Source organism: Actinacidiphila sp. bgisy160 (assembly GCF_965342435.1).
Classification (GTDB): domain Bacteria; phylum Actinomycetota; class Actinomycetes; order Streptomycetales; family Streptomycetaceae; genus Actinacidiphila.
On the sequence record NZ_CBDRCM010000007.1, the window covers coordinates 59,152 to 80,678 of the forward strand.

At 74.0% G+C, this 21,527-nt stretch carries 21 protein-coding genes and 1 pseudogene; 12 read left to right on the forward strand and 10 right to left on the reverse strand.

From position 1 onward, the window contains the following. The first annotated feature begins 156 nt into the window (after window positions 1–156). From ACRWNP_RS08955 to ACRWNP_RS08965, 3 genes are all read left to right on the forward strand, one after another. The gene (locus ACRWNP_RS08955) at window positions 157–1,332 is read left to right on the forward strand and encodes a PP2C family protein-serine/threonine phosphatase (protein WP_431960502.1); all 1,176 of its coding nucleotides are present in this window, start codon (window positions 157–159) and stop codon (window positions 1,330–1,332) included. An 88-nt stretch (window positions 1,333–1,420) separates the two neighbouring features. Beyond that, the gene (locus ACRWNP_RS08960; RefSeq protein WP_431960503.1) at window positions 1,421–1,720 is read left to right on the forward strand and encodes a hypothetical protein; all 300 of its coding nucleotides are present in this window, start codon (window positions 1,421–1,423) and stop codon (window positions 1,718–1,720) included. Between the two features lie 928 nt (window positions 1,721–2,648). Then, window positions 2,649–5,240: an AAA family ATPase gene (locus ACRWNP_RS08965; RefSeq protein ID WP_431960504.1), complete on the forward strand. Its 2,592-nt coding sequence runs from the start codon at window positions 2,649–2,651 to the stop codon at window positions 5,238–5,240. On the opposite strand, the gene ACRWNP_RS08970 is transcribed toward ACRWNP_RS08965, so the two are convergent. Beyond that, on the reverse strand, window positions 5,231–6,094 hold the full coding sequence (locus ACRWNP_RS08970) for a 3-hydroxybutyryl-CoA dehydrogenase (protein WP_431960505.1): 864 nt from the start codon (window positions 6,092–6,094) through the stop codon (window positions 5,231–5,233). The two genes, ACRWNP_RS08965 and ACRWNP_RS08970, sit on opposite strands and share 10 nt — an antisense overlap. 314 nt (window positions 6,095–6,408) lie before the next feature. Between ACRWNP_RS08970 and ACRWNP_RS08975 the strand changes: the two genes are divergently transcribed. Further along, on the forward strand, window positions 6,409–7,719 hold the full coding sequence (locus tag ACRWNP_RS08975) for a glycoside hydrolase family 10 protein (protein WP_431960506.1): 1,311 nt from the start codon (window positions 6,409–6,411) through the stop codon (window positions 7,717–7,719). Window positions 7,720–7,789: 70 nt separating this feature from the next. Here the strand turns inward: ACRWNP_RS08975 and ACRWNP_RS08980 are convergent. The 5 genes and pseudogenes from ACRWNP_RS08980 to ACRWNP_RS09000 form a co-directional block, all read right to left on the reverse strand. Beyond that, window positions 7,790–7,897: pseudogene (locus tag ACRWNP_RS08980) on the reverse strand (DUF1918 domain-containing protein); the annotation flags it as partial. A 176-nt stretch (window positions 7,898–8,073) separates the two neighbouring features. Continuing rightward, window positions 8,074–8,277, reverse strand: coding sequence for a DUF1918 domain-containing protein (locus ACRWNP_RS08985; RefSeq protein WP_431960507.1), 204 nt, complete (start codon window positions 8,275–8,277; stop codon window positions 8,074–8,076). A 94-nt stretch (window positions 8,278–8,371) separates the two neighbouring features. Further along, entirely contained in the window at window positions 8,372–9,115 is a 744-nt protein-coding gene (locus ACRWNP_RS08990) for a nucleotidyltransferase domain-containing protein (RefSeq protein WP_431960508.1), read from the reverse strand. Between the two features lie 29 nt (window positions 9,116–9,144). Further along, entirely contained in the window at window positions 9,145–10,605 is a 1,461-nt protein-coding gene (locus tag ACRWNP_RS08995; RefSeq protein ID WP_431960509.1) for an aldehyde dehydrogenase family protein, read from the reverse strand. Between the two features lie 288 nt (window positions 10,606–10,893). Next, entirely contained in the window at window positions 10,894–11,289 is a 396-nt protein-coding gene (locus ACRWNP_RS09000) for a DUF5997 family protein (protein ID WP_431960510.1), read from the reverse strand. A 59-nt stretch (window positions 11,290–11,348) separates the two neighbouring features. Here ACRWNP_RS09000 and ACRWNP_RS09005 point away from each other — a divergent pair, with 59 nt between their 5' ends. The 8 genes from ACRWNP_RS09005 (at window position 11,349) to ACRWNP_RS09040 (ending at window position 17,982) form a co-directional block, all read left to right on the forward strand. Next, a complete protein-coding gene (locus ACRWNP_RS09005) occupies window positions 11,349–12,101 on the forward strand; it encodes a LysR substrate-binding domain-containing protein (protein WP_431960511.1) in 753 nt (250 codons plus the stop codon). Window positions 12,102–12,357: 256 nt separating this feature from the next. Next, complete coding sequence (locus ACRWNP_RS09010; protein WP_431960512.1) at window positions 12,358–12,735, forward strand: hypothetical protein; 378 nt, start codon at window positions 12,358–12,360, stop codon at window positions 12,733–12,735. A gap of 189 nt (window positions 12,736–12,924) precedes the next feature. Further along, on the forward strand, window positions 12,925–13,953 hold the full coding sequence (argC, locus tag ACRWNP_RS09015) for an N-acetyl-gamma-glutamyl-phosphate reductase (RefSeq protein WP_431960513.1): 1,029 nt from the start codon (window positions 12,925–12,927) through the stop codon (window positions 13,951–13,953). Then, window positions 13,950–14,138, forward strand: coding sequence for a hypothetical protein (locus tag ACRWNP_RS09020; protein WP_431960514.1), 189 nt, complete (start codon window positions 13,950–13,952; stop codon window positions 14,136–14,138). Before argC ends, ACRWNP_RS09020 begins: the two co-directional genes overlap by 4 nt. After that, complete coding sequence (gene argJ, locus ACRWNP_RS09025; protein WP_431960516.1) at window positions 14,135–15,286, forward strand: bifunctional glutamate N-acetyltransferase/amino-acid acetyltransferase ArgJ; 1,152 nt, start codon at window positions 14,135–14,137, stop codon at window positions 15,284–15,286. Before ACRWNP_RS09020 ends, argJ begins: the two co-directional genes overlap by 4 nt. Continuing rightward, window positions 15,283–16,215 (forward strand): acetylglutamate kinase, encoded by a 933-nt coding sequence (gene argB, locus ACRWNP_RS09030; RefSeq protein WP_431960517.1) that lies wholly within the window; start codon window positions 15,283–15,285, stop codon window positions 16,213–16,215. The genes argJ and argB overlap by 4 nt, the downstream gene beginning before the upstream one ends. Then, window positions 16,212–17,432: an acetylornithine transaminase gene (locus tag ACRWNP_RS09035; protein WP_431960518.1), complete on the forward strand. Its 1,221-nt coding sequence runs from the start codon at window positions 16,212–16,214 to the stop codon at window positions 17,430–17,432. The genes argB and ACRWNP_RS09035 overlap by 4 nt, the downstream gene beginning before the upstream one ends. Before the next feature lie 7 nt (window positions 17,433–17,439). After that, window positions 17,440–17,982 carry an arginine repressor gene (locus tag ACRWNP_RS09040; RefSeq protein WP_431960519.1) on the forward strand — a complete coding sequence of 181 codons (543 nt, stop codon included), beginning with the start codon at window positions 17,440–17,442 and terminating at the stop codon, window positions 17,980–17,982. A 6-nt stretch (window positions 17,983–17,988) separates the two neighbouring features. Here the strand turns inward: ACRWNP_RS09040 and ACRWNP_RS09045 are convergent, their stop codons facing one another. From ACRWNP_RS09045 to ACRWNP_RS09060, 4 genes are read right to left on the reverse strand one after another with little or no spacing between them, the layout of a single operon-like run. Next, window positions 17,989–18,768, reverse strand: a complete 780-nt coding sequence (locus tag ACRWNP_RS09045) for an SDR family oxidoreductase (protein WP_431960520.1) — start codon at window positions 18,766–18,768, stop codon at window positions 17,989–17,991. A gap of 34 nt (window positions 18,769–18,802) precedes the next feature. Continuing rightward, a complete protein-coding gene (locus ACRWNP_RS09050) occupies window positions 18,803–19,582 on the reverse strand; it encodes an FAD:protein FMN transferase (RefSeq protein ID WP_431960521.1) in 780 nt (259 codons plus the stop codon). A 2-nt stretch (window positions 19,583–19,584) separates the two neighbouring features. Next, a complete protein-coding gene (locus tag ACRWNP_RS09055; protein WP_431960522.1) occupies window positions 19,585–20,115 on the reverse strand; it encodes an FMN-binding protein in 531 nt (176 codons plus the stop codon). Between the two features lie 7 nt (window positions 20,116–20,122). Beyond that, window positions 20,123–21,508, reverse strand: a complete 1,386-nt coding sequence (locus ACRWNP_RS09060; RefSeq protein ID WP_431960523.1) for a ferredoxin reductase family protein — start codon at window positions 21,506–21,508, stop codon at window positions 20,123–20,125. Window positions 21,509–21,527: the final 19 nt, after the last annotated feature.

Genomic DNA, 21,527 nt, shown 5'->3' on the forward strand with positions numbered 1-21,527 from the left:
CCCGCCGGTCACGTAGTCCGATCGGGTGAAGTGGCTCCACTGGGTATCCGGTTCGTCGCGCGCAGTCGCCACAATCGATCGCGGACCAGGGCCCACTCGACGCGGGGGCTGTGTCGTCGCCGGCCGCGTCAGCGGCTTCAGGGGGAGCCCCGAGGCATGATCCGACCCAGGGCAGTGAGCCGCCGGGGTACCGGCCGGGCACGGGGGTGGGCGCTTTTGTCGCTGCCGGGGCTGTGGGTGGCCGGGGTGCTGGGGCTGGTGTACGCGGTGCCCGGGGGTGTCCAGTGGGCGCCGGCCGCGGTCGCGGCCCCCGTGATCGCCTGCGTCGGGACGGGACGCCGCCGCTGCGTCCTGGCCGGCGGCGCGCTCGCCGTGGCGGCCGTCGCCGTCCCGGACACCGGAGCGCGGCTCGGCACCGAGGCCGCCGTCCTCGCCGTCCTGGCCGTCTGCTTCCTGCTCGTCCACCGCAGGGCCAGGCTCGCCGCCGAACTCGACCGCACCCGGGAGATCGCCGTCGCCACCCAGCAGGTGCTGCTGCCCCCGCTGCCAATGCGCGTCAACGAGTTCGCGGTGGCCGGCGACTACCTCTCGGCCAGCCGCGGCGCCCGCATCGGCGGCGATCTCTACGAGGTGCTCGCCACGCCCTTCGGGGTTCGCGCGGTCATCGGCGACGTACGCGGCCACGGCCTCGAGGCCATCGGCACCGTCGCCGCGCTGCTCGGCAGCTTCCGCGAGGCCGCGCACGACGAGCCTGAGCTCGGGGGCGTGCTCCGGCGCCTGGACCGGGCGCTCCACCGGCACCTGCGGGGACGTTCGCACGCCGCCGAGGAGTTCGTGACCCTGATGCTGCTCGAACTGGGCGAGGACTGCGAGGTCCAGGTCATCAACTGCGGCCATCCGCAGCCGTACCGGCTCTTCCCCGACCGCCCCGGGCGGCTGCGCGCCCGCCCGCTGGAGACCGGCGAACCGTTCCCGCCGCTCGGCCTGTTCGACCCCGGCCCGGACGCGAAGTCCGTCGCCTGCGGTGAACTCCTCCCCGGCCAGGCGCTGTTCCTGCACACCGACGGCGTGATGGACGCCCGGGACAGCGCCGGGGAGTTCTTCCCCCTGCTGCCGGTCCTGGAGGGCGCCGCCCAGTCGGCCGCCCGGGGCGGCTCGTTGTGCGCGCGGACGCTGGTCGACGCGGTGCGGGCCTCGTTCCTGCGGCACACGCGAGGGCGACTCACCGACGACATGGCGCTGCTCGTGCTCCACAGGGACGCGCCCCGGGTGCCCGCACAGGCGGCCGCCGTCCGCACCGCACCCGGGGTTCCCGGAGTGCCGCGCCCCTGATCCCGCCCAATCCTTGGTAAACCTGGGTCGATCCCCGAGTAAAACACTCATTGCTCGTATACCGGCCAGAACGAGGAGAGGGGCAGACATGGCAACCCCCACCCCCACCGCCACGGGAGCCGATCTGTCCACGCCCACGGGCGAACTGATCGCTGTGGTCGGCCCGCCGGGGCCGCAGCGGTCGGCACTGCAGCTCGCCCTCAACAGCGCGCCCTGGAGCCGGGGTCCCTCCGTCACGACGACCGTCATCAGCCGCGGCGCGTGGAGCGAGCTGCGGCGGGTGGCGGCCGCGGGGATCACGGTCGTCGCGGCGTGCGACAGTTCGCTGGCCGCGGACGCGGGGGCGCACCGTGTGGTGCTGTTGCCTCACCCCGACGGGGTCGCCTGACCCGGGGTGCGTCGTTGTTCCGCCGGGTTGTCGTGTGCGGCTTGTTCGCGCCTGCGGCGGGCATCCCCCACCCACCCTCCCGAGCGCCCGGCGCGGTCAGTGACCGCCTCGCTGCGTGCGTTGTGGGTCGGTGCCGCGCCGGGGTACTCCCCCGACCTTCGGCCGAGGTGCCCCCACCTCGGCGCTCGCGGTCTACCCCGACATCATTGGGCGCCGGGTCCGCCGCTCGTCTCCCCCAGCTACCGCTGGGAGGTGCCCCCATGGGGGCACGCCGCCACACCCTCTCCGGTCGTGTGGGGGCCTGACGGCCGGTGGGGTGGGGATACGCGCAGTCCTCCCCTCCCTCACCATGGGGATCCCCGGCCCGACGGCAGAGGGAGCTGGCACACCCCCACCCGCCAGCGTGCACACGTGGGGGAACGTCCCAGCCGCCAGGCTGGGGGAGAGACCGTGCGCACCGGGCACGTGTGGCGTCGTTGTGGTTGTGCACCCCGGCTACTGCTGGGGGTGCCCCTGCGCATGCGGCAAGCCCGCCTGCCCACACCCCCCACCGGCCGTTGGTCGCCGGCGATACGGAGGGGGCGGGGTCGTAGGGGTGGGTGTTCTGGACGCTGACGCATATGTGTTGTGCAGCACAGACGGCACCGACCTGGACGCCATGCACATAAACATGCGGTCCAGAATGCCCAGCCCCGGAGGCCCCGTTCCCGGCCCACCACGCACCCCGCGCAGACCCGCACCAACCATCCGGGTGGGGGTCCCCCCCGGCCGAAGGCTGGTTGAGGGAGGGCGGGCGGGGAAACCCCCAACAGCAACCCCAACGTACCCGCACACAACCACCGGCCGCACAGACGCACCCCGGTCCACGAACACGTCGACCTGACTGCGCCCATTGACAAGGCAGTTGAGCAAACGTTGTCATGAGCATATGCCGTCCCTGATCGGGCGTCGGGAGATCCTCGACCATGCCCGGACACAGCTGACCGCCGGTCCGGGCGTACTGCTCCACGGAGCGGCCGGGATCGGCAAGTCCGCCCTGCTCGCCGTGCTGACCGACGAGGTCCCGCCGGAAGGGTTCGTGTTGCGCGCCGTGCCCGTGGAGGAGGACGCGAAGCTGCCCTTCGTGGCGCTGATGGACCTCTTCGCCCGCGTGCCGGAGGAGTACGTCGACGCGCTGTCCGCCGGGCCCCGGGCCGCCCTGCGGGCGGCGTTACTGCGGGGGCACGAGCCGGTCGCGACGCAGAGCCGGCTGGCCGTGCGCGACGCGGCCGTCGAACTGCTGCGGGCACTCGCGGCCGCCGGCCCCGTGCTGATCGTCGTCGACGACCTGCAGTGGCTCGACATGCCCAGCGCCGAGGTGCTGTCGCTCGCGCTGCGGCGGCTCCCGCCGGGTGAGGGGGTGCGTTTCCTGGCGGCCGAGCGGGTGGTGGAGGGCGAGGAGCCGCGCGGGCTTCGGTGCTGCCCGCCGGGCACCGCGGCGCTGCTCGTGCCTCCGCTGTCCGACGGCGACGTTGCCGAACTGCTGCTGGACGACACCGGTGCGGAGCTGCCCGAGCCCGCCGTGCGTGCCGTACAGGACACGGCCGCCGGTAATCCGCTCTACGCCCTCGAACTCGGCCGCGCCCTGCTGCGGGACGGCACGCCCTTCGAGGCCGGGGACGTGCTGTCCGTACCGCCGCGGCTGCGCGACCTGCTGCTGGACCGGGTACGGCTGCTGCCTGCCTCCGCCCGGCAGACGCTGCTGCTCGCCAGCGCGGCGGCCCGCCCCACGCTGCCGCTGCTCGGCGCCGCGGGGATCCCGGACCCGGCGGGCGACCTGGCCACCGCGGAGACCCTGGGGGTCGCCGTGGCCGACGCCGAGGGAACGATTCGCTTCCAGCACCCGCTGATCCGCGCCGCGGTGTACGCCGACGCCCCCGAGCACGGGCGGCGCACCGCGCACAAACTGCTGTCCCGGGTGGTCCCCGAGCCCGTGGAGCAGGCCCGGCACCTGGCCCTGGCCCACCCGTACGCCGACGAGACCACCGCGGCCACGCTCGCCGCCGCCGCCGACTCCGCGCGCCGCCGCGGTGCCCCCGCCACCGCCGCGGAACTGGCCGCCCTGGCGGCCCGCCGTACGCCCGAAAACCGCCCGGCCGAGCGTGCCGAACGGCTGCTGGCCGCCGCCGAGTACGCCAGCGACGCCGGGCTGCGGGGCGAGGCCGACCGGGCCGCGGAAACCGTGCTCGCCGAGGCCGTGTCCGCCCGGCAACGGGTGCTGGCCCGGTTGATCATGCTCGGCAACGCCGGCCAGGCGCTGGGCACCGCGGGCCGCCTCATATCGGACGGCCTGGTGGAGGCCGAAGGGCATCCCGAGCTGGAGGCCCGGCTCCACCAGTGGGCAGCCCTGCGGCACCTCATCGGCGGGCGGCCCGCGCAGGCCTCCGCCCACGCCCGCCGCGCCGCCGACATGGCGGTCCAGGCGGGCGCCGTCGACACCCGGGTGGCCGCCCTGGCCCTGCTCGCCCGCTTGCACGCGCTGCACGGCGAGGCGGAGTCAGCCGAGGCCACGCTCGGCGAGGCGTTCCGCCTCCCCGTGCCGTCCGACGGGCCCGGCGCCCGCGAACTCGTCCGCACCCGCGCGATCCTGGCCGCCGACGCCGACCGCGTCACCGACGCGGAACGCGAGATGGCCGGCCTTCTCGGAAGGACGGGCGAGTACGCCTCCGTCGAGGAGACCGCCGCCACGCTGGTGGCGCTCATCCGTATCCAGGTGCGCTCCGGACGCTGCCGCGAGGCCCTGGACAACGTCGCCCGCTGCGCCGTGCTCCCCGTCCGGGCCGGCAGCGACTCACCGCCCGTGCTCTACGCCGCCGCGCTCGCCGAGACCGCCGGGGGACGCGCGGAGCGCGCCATCGAGCTCGCCGACCGCACCATCCGGGCCTGCATGACCGACGGGGACCAGCTCTTCCTGCTGCGGGCCCTGGGCGTCCGCGGCCGGGCACATTTGCTCGCCGGGGGGCGGGAGCACACCGAGGCGGCCGTCGAGACCCTTCGGCAGGTGCGCAGGCTGGGGGAGACGATGGGCATCGCCGACCCGGTGATGCTGCGCTGGTACGGGGACCTCGCCGAGGCGGCCGTGATCCTCGGAGACACCGACTCCGCCGCCGAGATCCTGCGTGCGGCGCGCCGCCGCGCCGGGGCACGGCCTTCCGCCAGCGTGCTGTCCGCCCTGGACCGCGCCGAGGGACTGCGCGACTGTGTGCTGGGCCGCTCCAAGCGGGGCATCACCCGCATCCAGGCCGCCGCGGACCGGCTGCGCGGCCGTTCGCTCCCCATCGACCTGGCCCGCACGCTGATCGTGCTGGGCGCCGCCGAGCGCCGTCCACGGCGGTCGGCGGCGGCCCGGGGCGCCCTGGTCGAGGCCCTGGAGATCAGTTCCGCGGTCGGGGCCGCGCCGGTCGAGGCGCGGGCCAGGGCGGAACTGGCCCGGCTCGACGCGCGGCGGGAGACGGCGGCGCGGACGCCGAACTACACGTAGTCGTAGAAGCCGTGGCCGCTCTTGCGGCCCAGCCGGCCCGCGTCGACCATGCGCTGCAGCAGCGGGGGGGCGGCGTACAGCGGCTCCTTGAACTCCTCGTACATCGAGTCGGCGACCGAGGCCACGGTGTCCAGCCCGATCAGGTCGGAGAGCTTGAGCGGACCCATCGGGTGGGCGCAGCCCATCTCCATGCCGTTGTCGATGTCCTCACGGCTGGCGATGCCGGTCTCGAACATCCGGATCGACGACAGCAGGTACGGGATGAGCAGCGCGTTGACCACGAAGCCCGCGCGGTCCTGGGCCCGGATCGGGTGCTTGCCCAGCACGTCGGTGACGAGCTTCTCGGCGCGCACCAGCGTCTGGCCGTCCGTGGTGAGGGCGGGGATCAGCTCGACGAGCTTCTGCACCGGCGCCGGGTTGAAGAAGTGGATGCCGATCACCTGCTCCGGGCGGGAGGTCGCCACGGCGAGCTTGACCAGCGGGATGGAGGAGGTGTTGGAGGCCAGGATCGCGTCGCGCCGGGTCACCACCTGGTCGAGCACCTGGAAGATCTCGGTCTTGACCTGCTCGTTCTCCACGACGGCCTCGATGACCAGGTCGCGGTCGGCGAAGTCGCCCAGGTCGGTGGTGAAGGTGAGGCGCTCCAGCGTCGCGTCGCGCTCCTCCGCGGTGATCTTGCCGCGCTCCGCCGCCTTGCGGAGCGAGTTCGTCAGCCGGGTGCGGCCAAGCTCCAGGGCCTCGCCGGTGGTCTCCGCCACCCGGACGTCCAGTCCGGCCCGGGCGCACACCTCGGCGATACCCGCGCCCATCTGGCCACAGCCCACCACACCGACAAAACGGATGTCGTCGTTCAACGCCCAGCCTCTCCCTGATCGCGAGATGGAGACCCGGACCGTCGTGAGGTCCGGACCAGCCCGCTCGACATTACACCCGGCCGGCCTACCGGTCCGGGCGCCCGCGAGGGCCGCCCGGCCGGGCGCGGTAGCCCCGCTGACCGGGCCCCGAGCCGCCGCGGGCGCCCGTGCGCCGGAGGCGACGCGGGCGGCGCACGGGGTGGCCGGGACCCGGAGGCACACCGGCCCCGACCGGCTCCCGGCAGGTTGCCGGACGGGCTGATTCAGCCCAGTATCAGCGAAACATGAATATGACGGGGAATCAGGGGACAGTCATGCGCCGACTCTCACGCAGGACCTTCGCCGCGGGCGCCGCCGGGGCCATCGGCACCGTCCTCGCCGCGGGCGAGACAGCGAGGGCGGCGGAAATGATGGCGAGGCCCGCCGGGGGGATGCCCGCGGGGGCGGAGGCGTCGTCCGGCGCGGCGGGCGGTCCCGGCGCGCCGGCGCAGTTCCGCGGCATGTGGCTGGCGACGGTCGCCAACCGCGACTGGCCCTCCGCCCGCGGGATGTCCGCCCGTCAGCAGCGCGATGAACTCCTCGGCTACCTCGACCTCGCCGTCGAGCGGCGTCTCAACGCGGTCGTCATGCAGGTCCGGCCGACCGCCGACGCGCTGTGGCCTTCCCCGTACGAGCCTTGGTCGGAGTACCTGACCGGGGTCCAGGGGCGGGACCCCGGCTGGGACCCGCTCGGCACGGCCGTGGCGGAGGCGCACGCGCGGGGGCTGGAACTGCACGCCTGGTTCAACCCGTTCCGCGTCGCCACCCACGACGACCCGGCACGGCTCTCCCCGGACCACCCGGCCCGCGTCAGCCCCGACTGGACCGTCGCGTACGGCGGGAAGCTCTACTACAACCCCGGGCTTCCCCATGTGCGGCGCTTCGTGCAGGACGCCATGCTCGACGCCGTCCGCCGCTACCCCGTCGACGGAGTGCACTGGGACGACTACTTCTACCCCTATCCGGTCGCGGGCCGGCACTTCGCCGACGACGACGCCTTCGCCCGGTACGGGGAGGGCTTCGACGACCTCGCCTCCTGGCGGCGCGACAACATCGACCTGCTCGTCAGCGAGACCGCCGCCCGCATCAGGGCACTCCGCCCCGGCACCCGCTTCGGCGTCAGCCCCTTCGCCGTCTGGCGCAACCGCGGCACGGACCCGCGCGGCTCCGCGACCCGCGCCGGGGTCCAGACGTACGACGACCTCTACGCCGACACACGCGGCTGGGTGCACAAGGGCTGGATCGACTACATCGTGCCGCAGGTGTACTGGAACATCGGCTTCGCCGTCGCCGACTACGCCACGCTCGTGCCGTGGTGGGCCGACGTGGTCGACGGCACGGGCGTCCAGCTCTACATCGGCGAGGCGCTCTACCGCGCCGGCGCCGCCGGCGAGGCGCAGGCCTGGCAGGACCCGGCGGAACTCTCCCGCCACCTCGAGCTGGACCGGCACCATCCCCAGGTGCTCGGCAACGTGTTCTTCTCGGCCAAGGAGGTCGCCGCCGACCCGATCGGGGCGATGTCCCGGGTGGTCGCCGACCACTATCCGACACGCGTCCGCACCCCCGGCCGGGGGGCGGGCGCGTAGGTTCGCCTGCCGCAGGGCGCGGCCGCGTGATGCGACGGCCGCGGTGCGGCAGGATTCCGTACGGAGCGGCTCAGGGGGTGGGGGGCGTGCCCCGCCCGTGTCCCACCGTGGAGTCCGGTCCGGGGGACGGGATGCACTCGTGGCCGTCGTCGTACCGGACGCGGTATGGCGGCTCGCCACGCTTCTCGTTGGCCCCGGAGGTCGCCGCCGACCCGATCGGGGCGATGTCCCGTGTCGTCGCCGACCACTGTCCGCGTCCGCACCCCCGGCCGGGGGGCGGGCGCGTAGGTACGCGTGCCGCCGCGGCCGGGTGATGCGACGGCCGCGGTGCGGCAGGATTCCGTACGGAGCGGCTCAGGGGGTGGGGGGCTTGCCCCGCCCGTGTTCCACCGTGGAGTCCGGTCCGGGGGACAGGATGCACTCGTGGCCGTCGTCGTACCGGACGCGGTATGGCGGCTCGCCACCCTGCCCCATGACCTCGACGATCTCGGCCACCTTGTCGTGCTGGCCGACGACCCGCCCGTGCTGCCTGACCCGGTCACCCTTGTTCGCGTGCATCGGTAGACCTCCTGAGAACTCGGCGGCCCGCAGCCTTGCCCCTCCAGTCTAGGTTCGGGCGTCCGCTCCGCACCCCCTGGAGCCGGGCCCGGCCTCAGTCCGGCCGTAGGCCGAGCTCCGCCAGCATGCGAGGGTCCGGCGTGCGCCGGTAGCCCGCCCACAGGGGGCCACCGCAGGCGTGCAGCACTGTGTCCACCGCGGCGGCGAACGGCTCGCGCGGGCCGCCTCGAACGAGATCGCGGTAGGCGCCGAGCAGGAGTGCCGCGAGCTCGGGGTCGGCCTCGCGCAGTCGGCGGGGCAGCCACTTGCCGCCGCCGCGCCAGTGGCCGCGCGTACCGAGCAGGAGCTCGGCGGTGCCGTCCAGCAGGGCCGCGGCCACCGCGAGGAGTTCGTCCTCGCTCCTCGCGCCGAGGAGGTCGTCGCGCAGGTCGGTGACGCAGTAGCGCCGGTGGTCGCGCGCCGCGTCCGTGACCGCGGGCGGTCCGGCGGCGAGGATCCGCTCCGCGGTGTCGCGCAGCCTGGCGGCGGTCCCGTCACGGTCGAGCAGGACGACGCCCCGCGCGCACATGAACGCCATCGTGCCGCTGCCGCGGTCGCGGTCCCAGCCCATGAAGGCACGCGCCGACTCCGGGGTGTGCACGAAGAGCTCGACCGGCCAGGAGCCCCAGGTGAGCGACTCCGCGTGGCACCCGGCGGGCGGGTCGAGGACGACGACCACGTCCAGGTCGGAGGTCGCCGTGCCCTCGCCGCGGGCGGTGGACCCGCCCAGGAAACCGGCGAGCGCATTGGGGAAGCGTTCGGTGAGAAGGGCGCGGGCCGCGCCGAGTGGATCTTCCATGCGCGGACCCTACGCCCTGCGCGGCGGATTCAGAACGGGTAGTGCGCCTGCTGAGTGGCCAGGGTGACCCAGCGGGTGTTGGAGAAGGCCTCCAGGCCCCAGCGCCCGCCGAAGCGGCCGTAGCCGGAGGCATTGAAGCCGCCGAAGGGCGCCTGCGGTTCGTCGGCCACCGACTGGTCGTTGACGTGCACGATGCCGGTGCGCAGCCGGCGGGCGACGGCGAGCCCGTGGGTGCCGTTCTCCGTGATCACGCCCGCGGTCAGACCGTGGTCGGTGTCGTTGGCCAGGGCCACGGCCTCGTCGTCGTCGGCGAAAGAGGAAACGGTGACGACGGGGCCGAAGGCCTCGCCGTGATAGATCTCCGCGTCCTTGGGCACGTCCCGCAGCACGGTGGCCGGGTGCACCGCGCCGTCCGGCTCGCCGCCGCCGGCCAGCACCGTGGCGCCCTTGGCGACCGCATCCAGGACCAAGGCGGCGACGCGCCGCGCGGAGGCGGGGCTCACCAGCGGCCCGATCACCGTGTGCGGGTGCGCGGGGTCGCCCGAGGGCAGCGTGCCGACCTTGGCGGCGAACTTGGCCGTGAACTCCTCGGCGAGACTCTCGTGGACGAGGATCCGGTCGCCGGACATGCAGATCTGTCCGGAGTTGAGGAAGACCCCGAAGACGGCGGCGTCGACGGCGTAGTCCACGTCGGCGTCGTCCAGCACGACGATCGCGTTCTTGCCGCCGAGCTCCAGCACGGCCGGCTTCAGGTGGCGCGCGGCGTGGGTGCCGATGATCCGCCCGACCTCCGTCGACCCGGTGAAGTTGACGGCGCGGACCCTCGGATCGGCGACGAGCGCCTCGGCGACCTCGGCGGCGTCCTCGCGGGCGTTGGTCACCACGTTCAGCACGCCGTCCGGCAGCCCGGCCTCGCGCAGCACGTCCGCGACGAACAGACCGCAGGCCACCGGGGCGTCCTCGCTCGGCTTCACCACGACCGTGTTGCCCGCCGCCAGCGGCGCGGCGACCGCGCGGACGCCGAGGATGATCGGGGCGTTCCACGGCGCGAAGGCGCCCACGACGCCGACCGGCTCGCGCACCGCCATGCCGAGGACGCCCTCCTCCTGCGCGCTCAGCACCTCACCGCGCGGCGCGGTGACGGCGGCTGCCACCTCGCGCAGGATGTTGGCCGCGAGTCCGACGTTGAAGTACGCCCAGGGGCGGGTCGCACCGGCCTCGTGAGCCATGATCTGGGCGGCCTGTTCCGTGCGGGCCTCCAGCAGGTCGGCCGCGGTCAGGAAGATCTTGCGCCGCGCGAACGGGCTGAGCGCCGCCCACTCCGGGAACGCTGCCGCTGCCGCGTCCACCGCCCGGGTGACGTCCTCGACGCCGCCGGCGGCGACGGTCGCGTACACCTCCCCGGTGAAGGGGCTGACGTCCTCGGTCGTGCGTCCGGAGACGGCCGGGACGTCCTTGCCGCCGATCAGCAGTTCACGGGTGATGGTCATGGCAGCCCCTGTCCGGCGCGCGAACACCATCGTTCGCATAGTGAACTATCGTTCATGCTCCGGGCACTGAGTCTGCGACGCGCCCCCCGCGCTGTCAACGGACCGGGACGCGCTTTGTGGGCGTGGGGGACCGGCGGATGCGGGGTTTCCCGGCCCGCCGCGCAGGGCCTCGAATCCGCGGCGGCCGGCCCGCGCCGGCTGCGGTCGACCGTCGAGCGGCAGTGCCGTCACGCCCGCGAAGCCCGCGAAGCCGCTCAGGCTTCCCGGGCTTCGGCGTCGAGAGGGACGTCAGGCGTCGGCGTGCCCGGAACGCTCGGCGTCGCGCTGCTTGAGACGGGCGGCCTCCTTGCGGGCCTCGGCCTGGGTGGCGCGCTCCTTATGCAGCCACTCGGGGGCTTCTTGCTTCAGCGCCTCGATCTGCTCCGTCGTGAGCGCCTCGGTGACCCCGCCGCGGGCGAGACCGGAGATGGACACGCCCAGCTTCGCCGCCACGACCGGGCGCGGGTGCGGGCCGTTGCGGCGCAGCTCCCGGAGCCACTCGGGCGGGTCGGCCTGCAGCGCGTTCAGCTCGTCGCGCGACACGACGCCTTCCCGGAACTCGGCGGGGGTGGCCTCGAGGTACACACCCAGCTTCTTCGCCGCCGTGGCGGGTTTCATGGTCTGGGCGGAGTGGTGCGACGTCATGCCCCCAGGATATCGATCGCGGGGACGGCCCCCGACCGGCGCCGGGGTAGCCTGGCCGGATGACCGGCTCGGAAGCTCCCTCCTCGTTCCGCCTCGCCTACGTCCCCGGGGTGACCCCCGCCAAGTGGGTGCGGATCTGGCAGGAGCGGCTGCCGGACGTCCCCCTGGAGCTGGTCATGGTCCCGGCCGCCGAGGCTCCCGGGATGCTGCGCGGCCTGGACGCGGACGCGGGCTTCGTACGGCTGCCGATCGACCGGACGGATCTCAGCGCGATCCCCCTCTACGCGGAGACGACGGTCGTCGTCGTGCCCAAGGACCACCTCGTCGCGGCCGCCGACGAGGTGACGGTGGCGGACCTGGCCGACGACGTGGTGTTCCACCCCCTCGACGACACCCTGGACTGGCAGGAGCTGCCCGGGCGGCCCGCGATCGAGCGCCCGGCCACGACCGCGGACGCGATCGAGCTCGTCGCGGCGGGCGTGGGGGTGCTGGTCGTGCCGCAGTCGCTGGCGCGCCTGCACCACCGCCGGGACCTCACCTACCGCCCCGTCGTCGACGCCCCGCAGTCCCGGGTGGCCCTGTCGTGGCGCGAGGACACCACGACCGACCGGGTCGAGGACTTCATCGGCATCGTGCGCGGCCGCACCGTCAACAGCACCCGCGGCCGTACCCAGCACCAGCCGCAGCCGAAGAAGCAGCGCCCCGAGGAGGGGGCGGCGCGGCGCAAGCCCGCCGCCAGATCATCCGGCCGTGCGTCCGCGAAGACGCCTCGCCCCACCGCGAAGCGCGGAAAGCCCCGCCGGCGTTCGTGACCTGGTGATGGCGTCTCCGTCATGACAGTCCGGCCGCTCTTTTTGCAGGACGGAACGCGCAGCTCAGAGGCGTTGTCGGGGAGTGGAGGCGGCTTCCGGAACTCCCGTCATGGATTTCACCGAGGGCGTCGATCAGGACGCGGTGCTGCGGGCGCGGACCCTGCTGCTCGTATGAGGCCGGCTCACGGCGCGTCAGAAGGGCGCTGGAACCGGCGGGGCCCCAAGCGCACCGGCGCCGCCGTACGGCTGGGACACGATGAGCTGGTCGCCGGACGTCTCCCGCGCGTACGCCGCGGAGCTTCCCCGGCCGGAGGCGGGGGTCGCCGCGCTCACCGAGGCGGCCGCGGCCGAGCCCGGGCGGCACCTTCCGGCGCTGGTCGCCGCTCACCGCAGGCTGACCGTCCGCTCGGCGCCGCACTGGGAGCGCCGTACCCATCGCATCCTGAAACCGCTCCGGCCGCTCTTCGCCGAGGGCGTCACGCCGGCCCGCCGCCTCGCCGCCCTGCCCGGCGCCCAGCGGGGCGAACAGGCTGCGGGGCGGGCACTGACCGGCCGTTCGATGTTCCTGCTCGCCGCCAGGCAGTACGGCGAGGCCTACGGCGACTTCCGCGAGGTCGTCGCACTGCTGGACTGACCTGCGCGGAGTTCGCCCAGTGTTCGCCGGGCGGCGTACGGCCGCCATCGGGCGGAGGTCCGCGCGCCAACCGGGGCGCCGAGACTCGCCGGGCCCCGGGGCGCCCCACCGCGCGCCGGGTGGTGGACCGGAAAGCTTTGCATAAAAGTTCCGGGCGCCGTATAGTCATGCCATCGAAGAGGAGGGTCCATGGCATTCCGGGCAGCGGTGGCGGGAGCGAGCGGGTACGCGGGCGGAGAGATCCTGCGCCTGCTGCTGAACCACCCCGAGATCGAGATCGGCGCGCTCACCGGGAACGCCAACGCCGGGCAGCGCCTCGGCGGCCTGCAGCCGCATCTGCTGCCGCTGGCGGACCGTGTGCTGGAGGCGACGAGCGTGCAGGCGCTGGCCGGGCACGACGTCGTCTTCCTCGCGCTGCCGCACGGGCAGTCGGCGGCCGTCGCCGAGCAGCTCGGCGAGCCGGCGCTCGTCGTCGACTGCGGCGCCGACTTCCGGCTGGCGGACGCCGCGGACTGGGAGCGGTTCTACGGCTCCCCGCACGCGGGCACGTGGCCGTACGGTCTCCCGGAACTGCCGGGTGCCCGCGCCGCGCTGGAGGGGTCCAAGCGCATCGCGGTGCCCGGTTGCTACCCGACCGCCGTCTCGCTCGCGCTCTTCCCCGCGTACGCGGCGGGCCTGGTGGAGCCCGAGGCCGTGGTCGTCGCCGCCTCCGGCACTTCCGGTGCGGGCAAGGCGGCCAAACCGCACCTGCTGGGCAGCGAGGTCATGGGCAACATGACCCCGTACGGCGTCGGCGGCACGCACCGGCACACCCCCGAGATGATCCAGAACCTTTCGGCCGTGGCGGGGGAGCGGGTCACCGTCTCCTTCACCCCGACCCTCGCGCCCATGCCGCGCGGCATCCTGGCCACCTGCAGCGCCAAGGCCAGGCCCGGCACCACCGCGGACGCCGTACGGACGGCGTACGAGAAGGCGCTGGCCGACGAGCCGTTCGCGCACCTGCTGCCGGAGGGCCGGTGGCCCGCCACCGCCGCCGTGTACGGTTCGAACGCCGCGCTGATCCAGGTCGCGTACGACGAGGCCGCCGGCCGGGTCATCGCCGTCAGCGCCATCGACAACCTCACCAAGGGCACCGCCGGCGGCGCCGTGCAGAGCATGAACATCGCGCTGGGCCTTCCGGAGGGACTCGGCCTGAGCACCGTGGGGGTCGCGCCGTGACCCCCCGCCCCGCCGCCCGCGCCCGCCGCGCCGTCGCCGAGCTGCTCACCAGGGCCGCGCCCTGCGACGCGGGCGCCGACCCGCACGGCACGGCCCCGGTGACCGGGCCGCACACCGACATCACGGCGAAGGCCGCGCCCCTGCGGTGCGCCGGCCCAGAAGCGGACAAGGAGACGGCACAGTGAGCGTCACGGCAGCACAGGGATTCACGGCGGCGGGCATCGCCGCCGGGATCAAGGAGAACGGCAACCCGGACCTCGCCCTGGTGGTGAACAACGGCCCGCGGCTCGCCGCGGCCGGCGTCTTCACCTCCAACCGCGTCAAGGCCGCCCCCGTCCTGTGGTCGGAACAGGTCCTCAAGGGCGGCCGGGTCTCCGCCGTCGTCCTCAACTCCGGCGGCGCCAACGCCTGCACGGGACCCCTCGGCTTCCAGGACAGCCACGCCACCGCCGAGGCGGTCGCCGACGCGCTCGGGCAGAGCGCGGGGGAGGTCGCCGTCTGCTCGACCGGGCTGATCGGCGTCCGGCTGCCGATGGACAAGCTGCTGCCGGGCGTCGCCAAGGCCGCGGCCGAGCTCTCCGCCCACGGCGGCGAGAAGGCCGCCATCGCCATCAAGACCACCGACACCGTCCACAAGACCGCCGTGCACGAGGGCGAGGGCTGGACCGTCGGCGGCATGGCCAAGGGCGCGGGCATGCTCGCGCCGGGCCTGGCCACCATGCTGGTCGTCCTCACCACCGACGCCGACCTGGACTCACCCACGCTCGACAAGGCGCTGCGCGCGGCCACCCGCACCACCTTCGACCGGGCCGACTCGGACGGATGCATGTCCACCAACGACACGGTGCTGCTGCTCGCCTCCGGCGCCTCCGGCGTCGCCCCCGCGTACGAGCCCTTCGCGGCCGCCGTCGAACAGGTCTGCGCGGACCTGGCCCGGCAGCTGATCCGCGACGCGGAGGGCGCGTCCAAGGACATCAAGATCGAGGTGATCAACGCGGCGACCGAGGACGACGCCGTCGAGGTGGGCCGCTCCATCGCCCGCAACAACCTCCTCAAGTGCGCGATCCACGGCGAGGACCCGAACTGGGGCCGGGTGCTCTCGGCGATCGGCACCACCTCCGCCGCCTTCGAGCCGGACCGCCTGGGCGTGGCGATCAACGGCGTGTGGGTCTGCAAGTCCGGGTCCGTCGGCGAGGACCGCGCACTGGTCGACATGCGCTACCGCGAGGTCCACATCACCGCCGACCTCGCCGCCGGCAACGAGACCGCGACCATCTGGACCAACGACCTGACCGCCGAGTACGTCCACGAGAACAGCGCCTACAGCTCATGAGCACCCGCAAGCACACCGCCCTGCCGAAGGCGCAGATCCTCATCGAGGCACTGCCGTGGCTGACCCGCCACCACGGCAGGACCGTCGTCATCAAGTTCGGCGGCAACGCCATGGTCGACGAGGAGCTGAAGGCGGCCTTCGCCCAGGACGTCGTCTTCCTGCGGCACGCGGGCCTCAAGCCGGTCGTCGTGCACGGCGGCGGCCCGCAGATCAGCGCGCAGCTCGACAAGCAGGGCCTGGTCAGCGAGTTCAAGGCGGGGCTGCGGGTCACCACCCCGGAGGCCATGGACGTCGTCCGCATGGTGCTCGCCGGGCAGGTGCAGCGCGAGCTGGTCAACCTGCTCAACCAGCACGGCCCACTCGCCGTCGGCCTGACCGGCGAGGACGCCCACACCATCAGCGCGACCCGGCACCGCCCGATGATCGACGGCGAGGCCGTCGACATCGGCCGGGTCGGGCAGATCACCGAGATCGACACCGGCGCCATCCGGGCCCTGCTGGACGACGGACGCATCCCGGTCGTGTCCTCCATCGCCCGCAGCGCCGACGACGGCCACATCTACAACGTCAACGCCGACACCGCCGCCGCGGCGCTCGCGGCCGCGCTCGGCGCCGAGACCCTGATGGTCCTCACCGACGTCGAGGGCCTGTACGAGGACTGGCCGAACAGCGACGAGGTGATCAGCCGGCTCACCGCCGGTGAGCTCGAGAAGCTGCTGCCCGAGCTGTCCAGCGGCATGGTGCCCAAGATGGAGGGGTGCCTGTACGCGGTGCGCAACGGCGTCCACACCGCCCGGGTCATCGACGGGCGGGTCCAGCACTCGATCCTGCTGGAGATCTTCACCGACGAGGGAATCGGCACGATGGTGCTGCCCGACACCGCGGACGCGGCAGGCGGCACATCGCGGAACGGAGGGGGACGGGCATGACCGGGACCGGCAGCGACCAGGGGAACGGGGCGCTCACACGGCGCTGGCGGGGCTCCCTGATGGACAACTACGGCACTCCGCGGCTGCCCCTGGTCCGCGGCGAGGGCGCGCGGTACTGGGACGCCGACGGCAACGAGTACCTGGACTTCCTCGGCGGCATCGCCGTCAACGCCCTCGGCACCGCCCACCCCGCCGTGGTCCGCGCCGTCTCCGAGCAGATCGCGACCCTCGGCCACGTCTCCAACTTCTTCATCGCCGAGCCCACCGTCGCCCTTGCCGAGCGGCTGCTCCAGCTGTCCGGCCGCCCCGGCCGCGTGCTGTTCTGCAACTCCGGCGCCGAGGCCAACGAAGCCGCCTTCAAGATCGGCCGGCTGACGGGCCGTACGCACATGGTGGCCACCGACGGCGGATTCCACGGCCGCACCATGGGCGCGCTCGCGCTCACCGGGCAGCCCAAGAAGCGGGAGCCCTTCCGCCCGCTGCCCGGAGACGTCACCCATGTGCCGTACGGCGACGCCGACGCGTTGCGCGCCGCCGTAACCGAGGAGACCGCGCTCGTCGTGATCGAGCCCATTCAGGGCGAGAACGGCGTCGTCGTTCCCCCCGCCGGATACCTGGCCGCCGCGCGGGAGATCACCCGGGCCACCGGCACCCTGCTCGTCATGGACGAGGTGCAGACCGGCATCGGCCGCACCGGCCACTGGTTCGAGCACCAGGCGCAGGGCGTCGAGCCGGACGTCGTCACCCTCGCCAAGGCGCTCGGCGGCGGACTGCCCATCGGCGCCACCCTCGCCTTCGGTCCCGCGGCCGGCCTGCTGACCCCCGGTCAGCACGGCACCACCTTCGGCGGCAACCCGGTGGCCTGCGCCGCGGCGCTCGCCGTGCTGGACACCATCGCCCAGGAGGGCCTGCTGGAGAACGTCAAGCGCCAGGGCGAGAAACTGCGCCGGGGCGTCGAGGCGCTGCACCACCCTCTGGTCGATCACGTGCGCGGTGCGGGCCTCCTGCTGGGTATCGTGCTCACCGAGCCGCTCTCCGCGCAGGTGCAGAAGGCGGCTCAGGACGCCGGACTCCTGGTGAACGCCGCCGTACCCGACACGGTGCGGCTCGCCCCGCCGCTGATCCTCGGTGACGCCGAGGTGGACGCGTTCCTGGGGGCGCTGCCGGGTGTCCTCGACACCGTACACACCGCAGAGGAACCGCGATCCGGAGAATGACACGACGATGAGTGAGGCGCAGCAGCAGGCCGGCGGGGGAGCCGCCGCCGTACCGCAGACCCGGATGGCACGCCACCGACGGATCGTGGACATCCTGAACCGGCAGCCGGTGCGGTCGCAGAGCCAGCTCGCCAAGCTGCTCTCCGACGACGGGCTGAGCGTCACTCAGGCGACGCTCTCCCGTGACCTCGATGAACTGGGCGCGGTGAAGATCCGCACCAACAACGGCGAACTCATCTACGCCGTGCCCAGCGAGGGCGGTTTCCGCACCCCCATGGCGCCGCTCGGGGAGTCGGTGAAGGAGGAGCGGATGCGCCGCCTCGCCGGCGAGCTGCTGATCTCCGCGGAGGCCTCGGCCAACCTCGTCGTCGTCCGCACTCCGCCGGGCGCGGCGCAGTTCTTCGCGTCCGCGATCGACCAGGCCGAGGTGTACGACATCCTCGGCACGATCGCGGGCGACGACACGGTGATGCTGATCAGCCGGGACCCGTCGGGCGGGCAGGCGGTCGCCGACCACCTGCTGCGCCTGGCCGGGGGCGGCGAGCGCTGAGCCGGATCAGACCACGGGGCTCAGGCCGCCGTCGAAGTTGATGCCGGTGCCGGTCACGTAGCCGGCCCGGTCGGACAGCAGGAAGGCCACCAGGTCCGCGAACTCCTCGGCGCGGCCCACCCGGCCCAGCGGGATCCCGGACTCGCGGCCCATCGTGGCGTAGAGCTCGTCGACGGTGATCCCGCGCTCCTCGGCCTGCCGGTTCCACTGGCCGCTCTCGACCAGGCCGACGAGCACCGCGTTGACCCGGATGTTGTCGGGCCCGAGCTCCTTGGACAGCGCCTTGGTCAGGGCGAGTCCGGCCGCCCGGGAGACCGAGGTCGGGGTGCTTCCGGCGCCCGGGGCCTTGGCCGACACGGCCAGGGTGTTGACGACGCCGCCGCCCCCCGCGGCGCGCAGGTGGGGGAGGGCCAGCCGGGTCAGCCGTACCGCGGCGTGCAGCTTCAGCTGCAGGTCCTCCTCCCACACCGAGTCGTCCTGGCGCTCGAAGAAGCCCGCCGCGCTGCGGCCGGCGTTGTTGACCACGGCGTCGATCCGTCCCCAGCGCCCGTCGGCGGCGGCGACGAAGCGCTCGAGGTCCTCGGGACGGGTGACGTCGGCCGGCACGCCCAGCACGTCGGCGCCGGTGGCGCCCAGTTCCTTCACCACGTGCTCGATGCGCTCGGGGTCACGTCCGCACAGCGCCACCTTGGCGCCCTCGGCGGCCAGCCGCCGGACGAGGGCCGCGCCGAGTCCGTCGGACCCTCCGGTGACCAGCACGACCTTGCCGTTCAGTTGCAGATTCATGTGACGAATTCTTGCCACCTGGAACAGCTGATCGTCAAGCGCTCAACTTCGCGACGAAACGCCCGAATCCCGAGGTGTGCCAGGTCGTGCCGTCGGGGGCGACGGCGAAGGCCTCCACATCGGGGAGTCCTTCCAGCCATTCCCGGGCCCGGCCGCCCATGGCGTACCCGGCCGTCGCCCAGGTGTCCGCCTCGGTGAGGGCGGGGCACACCACGGTGAGCGACGCCAGTCTCCCGGCGGGCGGCTCACCTGTGCGCGGGTCGAGGATGTGGCAGCCGCGCTCGGCGGGACCGGAGGTGGCGACGGCCAGCTCGCCGTCCGCCTCGACGACGGTGGCCAGCCCGCCGGGCCGCAGCGGGTCGGCGATGCCGACCCGCCAGGGGCCGCCGGTCAGCTGGACGTCCCCGCCGCCGTTGAGGCAGACCTTCCCGGCGCCCGCCGCGGCGATCGTCCGGGCGGCCCGCTCCACCGCCCAGCCCTTGACCAGGCCGGTGGGGTCGAGCGCGGTGCCCGGGCCCGCATAGCGCGGGGTGAACCAGCCGTCGGTACGGCGTTCGGCCTCCTCGCACAGCCCCAGGACCTCGCGTACCTCGGCCGAGCACTGCGCGAGGGCGAGCTCGCCTCGGCCCAGCCGGCTGATCTCGCTGTCGGCGCGGAAGGTGGAGAACACCGCGTCGACCCGGTGCAGGCCCGCCACCGCCTCGTCCAGGGCCGCCCGGACGCGCGGGTCGCGGGCGCCGCGCACGTCGAAGGAGAACACCGTCCCCATGCAGTGCTCCACGTGCCGCAGGCGCGGGGGGTTGTTGTCGGACATCGTCAGGCACCGGCCTTGTCCAGGGCGCTCTGCAGCGACTTCCGGTAGCCGTCGCTGGTGAACGAGGCACCGGAGACGGTGTCGATCTGCGCGCTCTGGGCGGTGACCGCGGCCCGGCTGAGCTCCGGGACGGCGGTGGCGGTGAGCTGGTCGCTGGTGGGGGTACCGGCGGGCGCCTGGACGGCGGCGGCCGAGACGATCCGCCCGCCCTCGACCGTGATCCGGACCTGGACGGGGCCGTAGCTGGTCTGCGCGACGTCCCCGGTGACGGTCTTCCGCGCGGGCGCGCCGCCCCGCTTCCCCGTGGCCCGCGCCCCTTCGGAGCCGCCCCCGTCCGCCGGGGCCACCGGCACCGACGGGTCCGGGCCGGCGGGCGAGGGGGCCGCGGAGACCGGCGGCAGCTGTTGCGCCGGGGCCCCGGCCTGCGAGGTGAAGGGGGCCGTCGTCGGCTTCAGGGCGAGCAGCAGCACGACCCCGGAGACGGTCGTCACGCTGCTCAGGAGGATCCGGCGCAGCGGGTGCTTCTTCTTCACTCGGACCTCACATCTCGAAGGACTCGTGGTGGATACGGCGTTCGGGCACTCCCGCCTCGCGCAGCGCGGAGTACGACTCCTCGGCCAGCCCCGGGGGGCCGCACAGATACACGTCGTGCCGGTCGATGTCCGGCAGCATCCGCCGCAGTCCCCGCGCGGTGATCTCCGGACGGGCGCCGTCGGGCCCGTTCACCGCGTAGACCAGGCGTGCGCCGCGTTCGGCGGCGATCTCCTCCAGCTCGGCCCACAGCGCCAGATCCTGCCTGCTGCGGGCCCGGTACAGCAGCGTGAGGTCGCCGGGTGCGGCGGGCAGCGTCTCGAACAGCGCCCGCAGCGGGGTGATCCCGGCGCCACCCGCCAGCAGCAGCACCTTGCCGCCGCGGCGGCGGGAGGCGGTCATGGCGCCGTACGGGCCCTCGGCCCACACCCGCGTGCCCGGCTCCAGCGAGGCCAGCGCGGAGCTGTGGCCGCCCACCGCCTTGACGGTGATCCGCAGCAGGTCGGGCCGCGGCGGTGCCGACAGCGAGTACGGGTTGGCGCTCCAGCGCAGCCCCCCGGCGAGGAAGCGCCAGCGGAAGAACTGGCCGGGCTCGGCGCCCAGGCGGTGCAGCCTGCGTCCCGTGATCAGCACCGAGACCACGCCCGGTGCCTCCTCGACGGTCTCCGCGACCCGCATGCGGTGCCTCATGTTCAGCCGGACCGGCACCAGCACGCGGTACCAGAGCACCAGCCCCGTCACCGAGCCGTACAGCGCGTACCACACGGCGCGCGCGGTGGCGCTGCCCACGAACTCGGCACCGGTGGCCAGCTGGTGCCAGAAGGTCAGGTAGACCGCGGCGTAGGTCAGCAGGTGGACGTAGTACCAGGTCTCGTAGCGCAGCCGGCGGCGCAGCGCGCCCGCCGAGACGAAGCCGACGACCAGCAGCAGCGCGGTGCCGGCCGTCGCCTCGATCATCCGTGGGTAGTCCAGGACCACGGAGACCGACTGCCGCACGAGCGGCTGCCCGGACTGCTCGGAGTAGCCCCACAGGATCAGCGCGACGTGGACGACGACCAGGGACACGGCGTAGCGGCCGCTCATCGCGTGCCAGCGGGCCACCCGGTCGCTGCCCACGCGCCGTTCCAGCGCGGGGACACGGGCCATCTGCAGGACGACCAGGGCGATGGCGTAGCCGCCGAGCAGACCGGTGATCCGGCCCGCCGCGGTGAGCCGGCCGGCCGTGGTCGGCTGGACGTAGGGAGTGTTGTCCCACCACAGCCACACGACCGCGGCGGCGCCCGCCCAGGCCAGGAGGAGCAGCGGGATCGCGGGGGAACGGCGGGGCCGGATCCGGCGCATGGCCTGCCGCCTGCCCGCCCTGCCGTTGTGGATCATCGTGGTCGTGGCCGCCATGCGCATGTGTACGCGTGGC

Excerpts from the sequence above, each read along its gene's own strand:
- ACRWNP_RS08955 (WP_431960502.1), top strand. The coding sequence starts at position 157 with ATGATCCGACCCAGGGCAGTGAGCCGCCGGGGTACCGGCCGGGCACGG.
- ACRWNP_RS08960 (WP_431960503.1), top strand. The coding sequence starts at position 1,421 with ATGGCAACCCCCACCCCCACCGCCACGGGAGCCGATCTGTCCACGCCC.
- ACRWNP_RS08965 (WP_431960504.1), top strand. The coding sequence starts at position 2,649 with ATGCCGTCCCTGATCGGGCGTCGGGAGATCCTCGACCATGCCCGGACA.
- ACRWNP_RS08975 (WP_431960506.1), top strand. The coding sequence starts at position 6,409 with ATGCGCCGACTCTCACGCAGGACCTTCGCCGCGGGCGCCGCCGGGGCC.
- ACRWNP_RS08985 (WP_431960507.1), bottom strand. The coding sequence starts at position 8,277 with ATGCACGCGAACAAGGGTGACCGGGTCAGGCAGCACGGGCGGGTCGTC.
- ACRWNP_RS08990 (WP_431960508.1), bottom strand. The coding sequence starts at position 9,115 with ATGGAAGATCCACTCGGCGCGGCCCGCGCCCTTCTCACCGAACGCTTC.
- ACRWNP_RS08995 (WP_431960509.1), bottom strand. The coding sequence starts at position 10,605 with ATGACCATCACCCGTGAACTGCTGATCGGCGGCAAGGACGTCCCGGCC.
- ACRWNP_RS09000 (WP_431960510.1), bottom strand. The coding sequence starts at position 11,289 with ATGACGTCGCACCACTCCGCCCAGACCATGAAACCCGCCACGGCGGCG.
- ACRWNP_RS09005 (WP_431960511.1), top strand. The coding sequence starts at position 11,349 with ATGACCGGCTCGGAAGCTCCCTCCTCGTTCCGCCTCGCCTACGTCCCC.
- ACRWNP_RS09010 (WP_431960512.1), top strand. The coding sequence starts at position 12,358 with ATGAGCTGGTCGCCGGACGTCTCCCGCGCGTACGCCGCGGAGCTTCCC.
- argC (WP_431960513.1), top strand. The coding sequence starts at position 12,925 with ATGGCATTCCGGGCAGCGGTGGCGGGAGCGAGCGGGTACGCGGGCGGA.
- argB (WP_431960517.1), top strand. The coding sequence starts at position 15,283 with ATGAGCACCCGCAAGCACACCGCCCTGCCGAAGGCGCAGATCCTCATC.
- ACRWNP_RS09035 (WP_431960518.1), top strand. The coding sequence starts at position 16,212 with ATGACCGGGACCGGCAGCGACCAGGGGAACGGGGCGCTCACACGGCGC.
- ACRWNP_RS09040 (WP_431960519.1), top strand. The coding sequence starts at position 17,440 with ATGAGTGAGGCGCAGCAGCAGGCCGGCGGGGGAGCCGCCGCCGTACCG.
- ACRWNP_RS09045 (WP_431960520.1), bottom strand. The coding sequence starts at position 18,768 with ATGAATCTGCAACTGAACGGCAAGGTCGTGCTGGTCACCGGAGGGTCC.
- ACRWNP_RS09050 (WP_431960521.1), bottom strand. The coding sequence starts at position 19,582 with ATGTCCGACAACAACCCCCCGCGCCTGCGGCACGTGGAGCACTGCATG.
- ACRWNP_RS09060 (WP_431960523.1), bottom strand. The coding sequence starts at position 21,508 with ATGGCGGCCACGACCACGATGATCCACAACGGCAGGGCGGGCAGGCGG.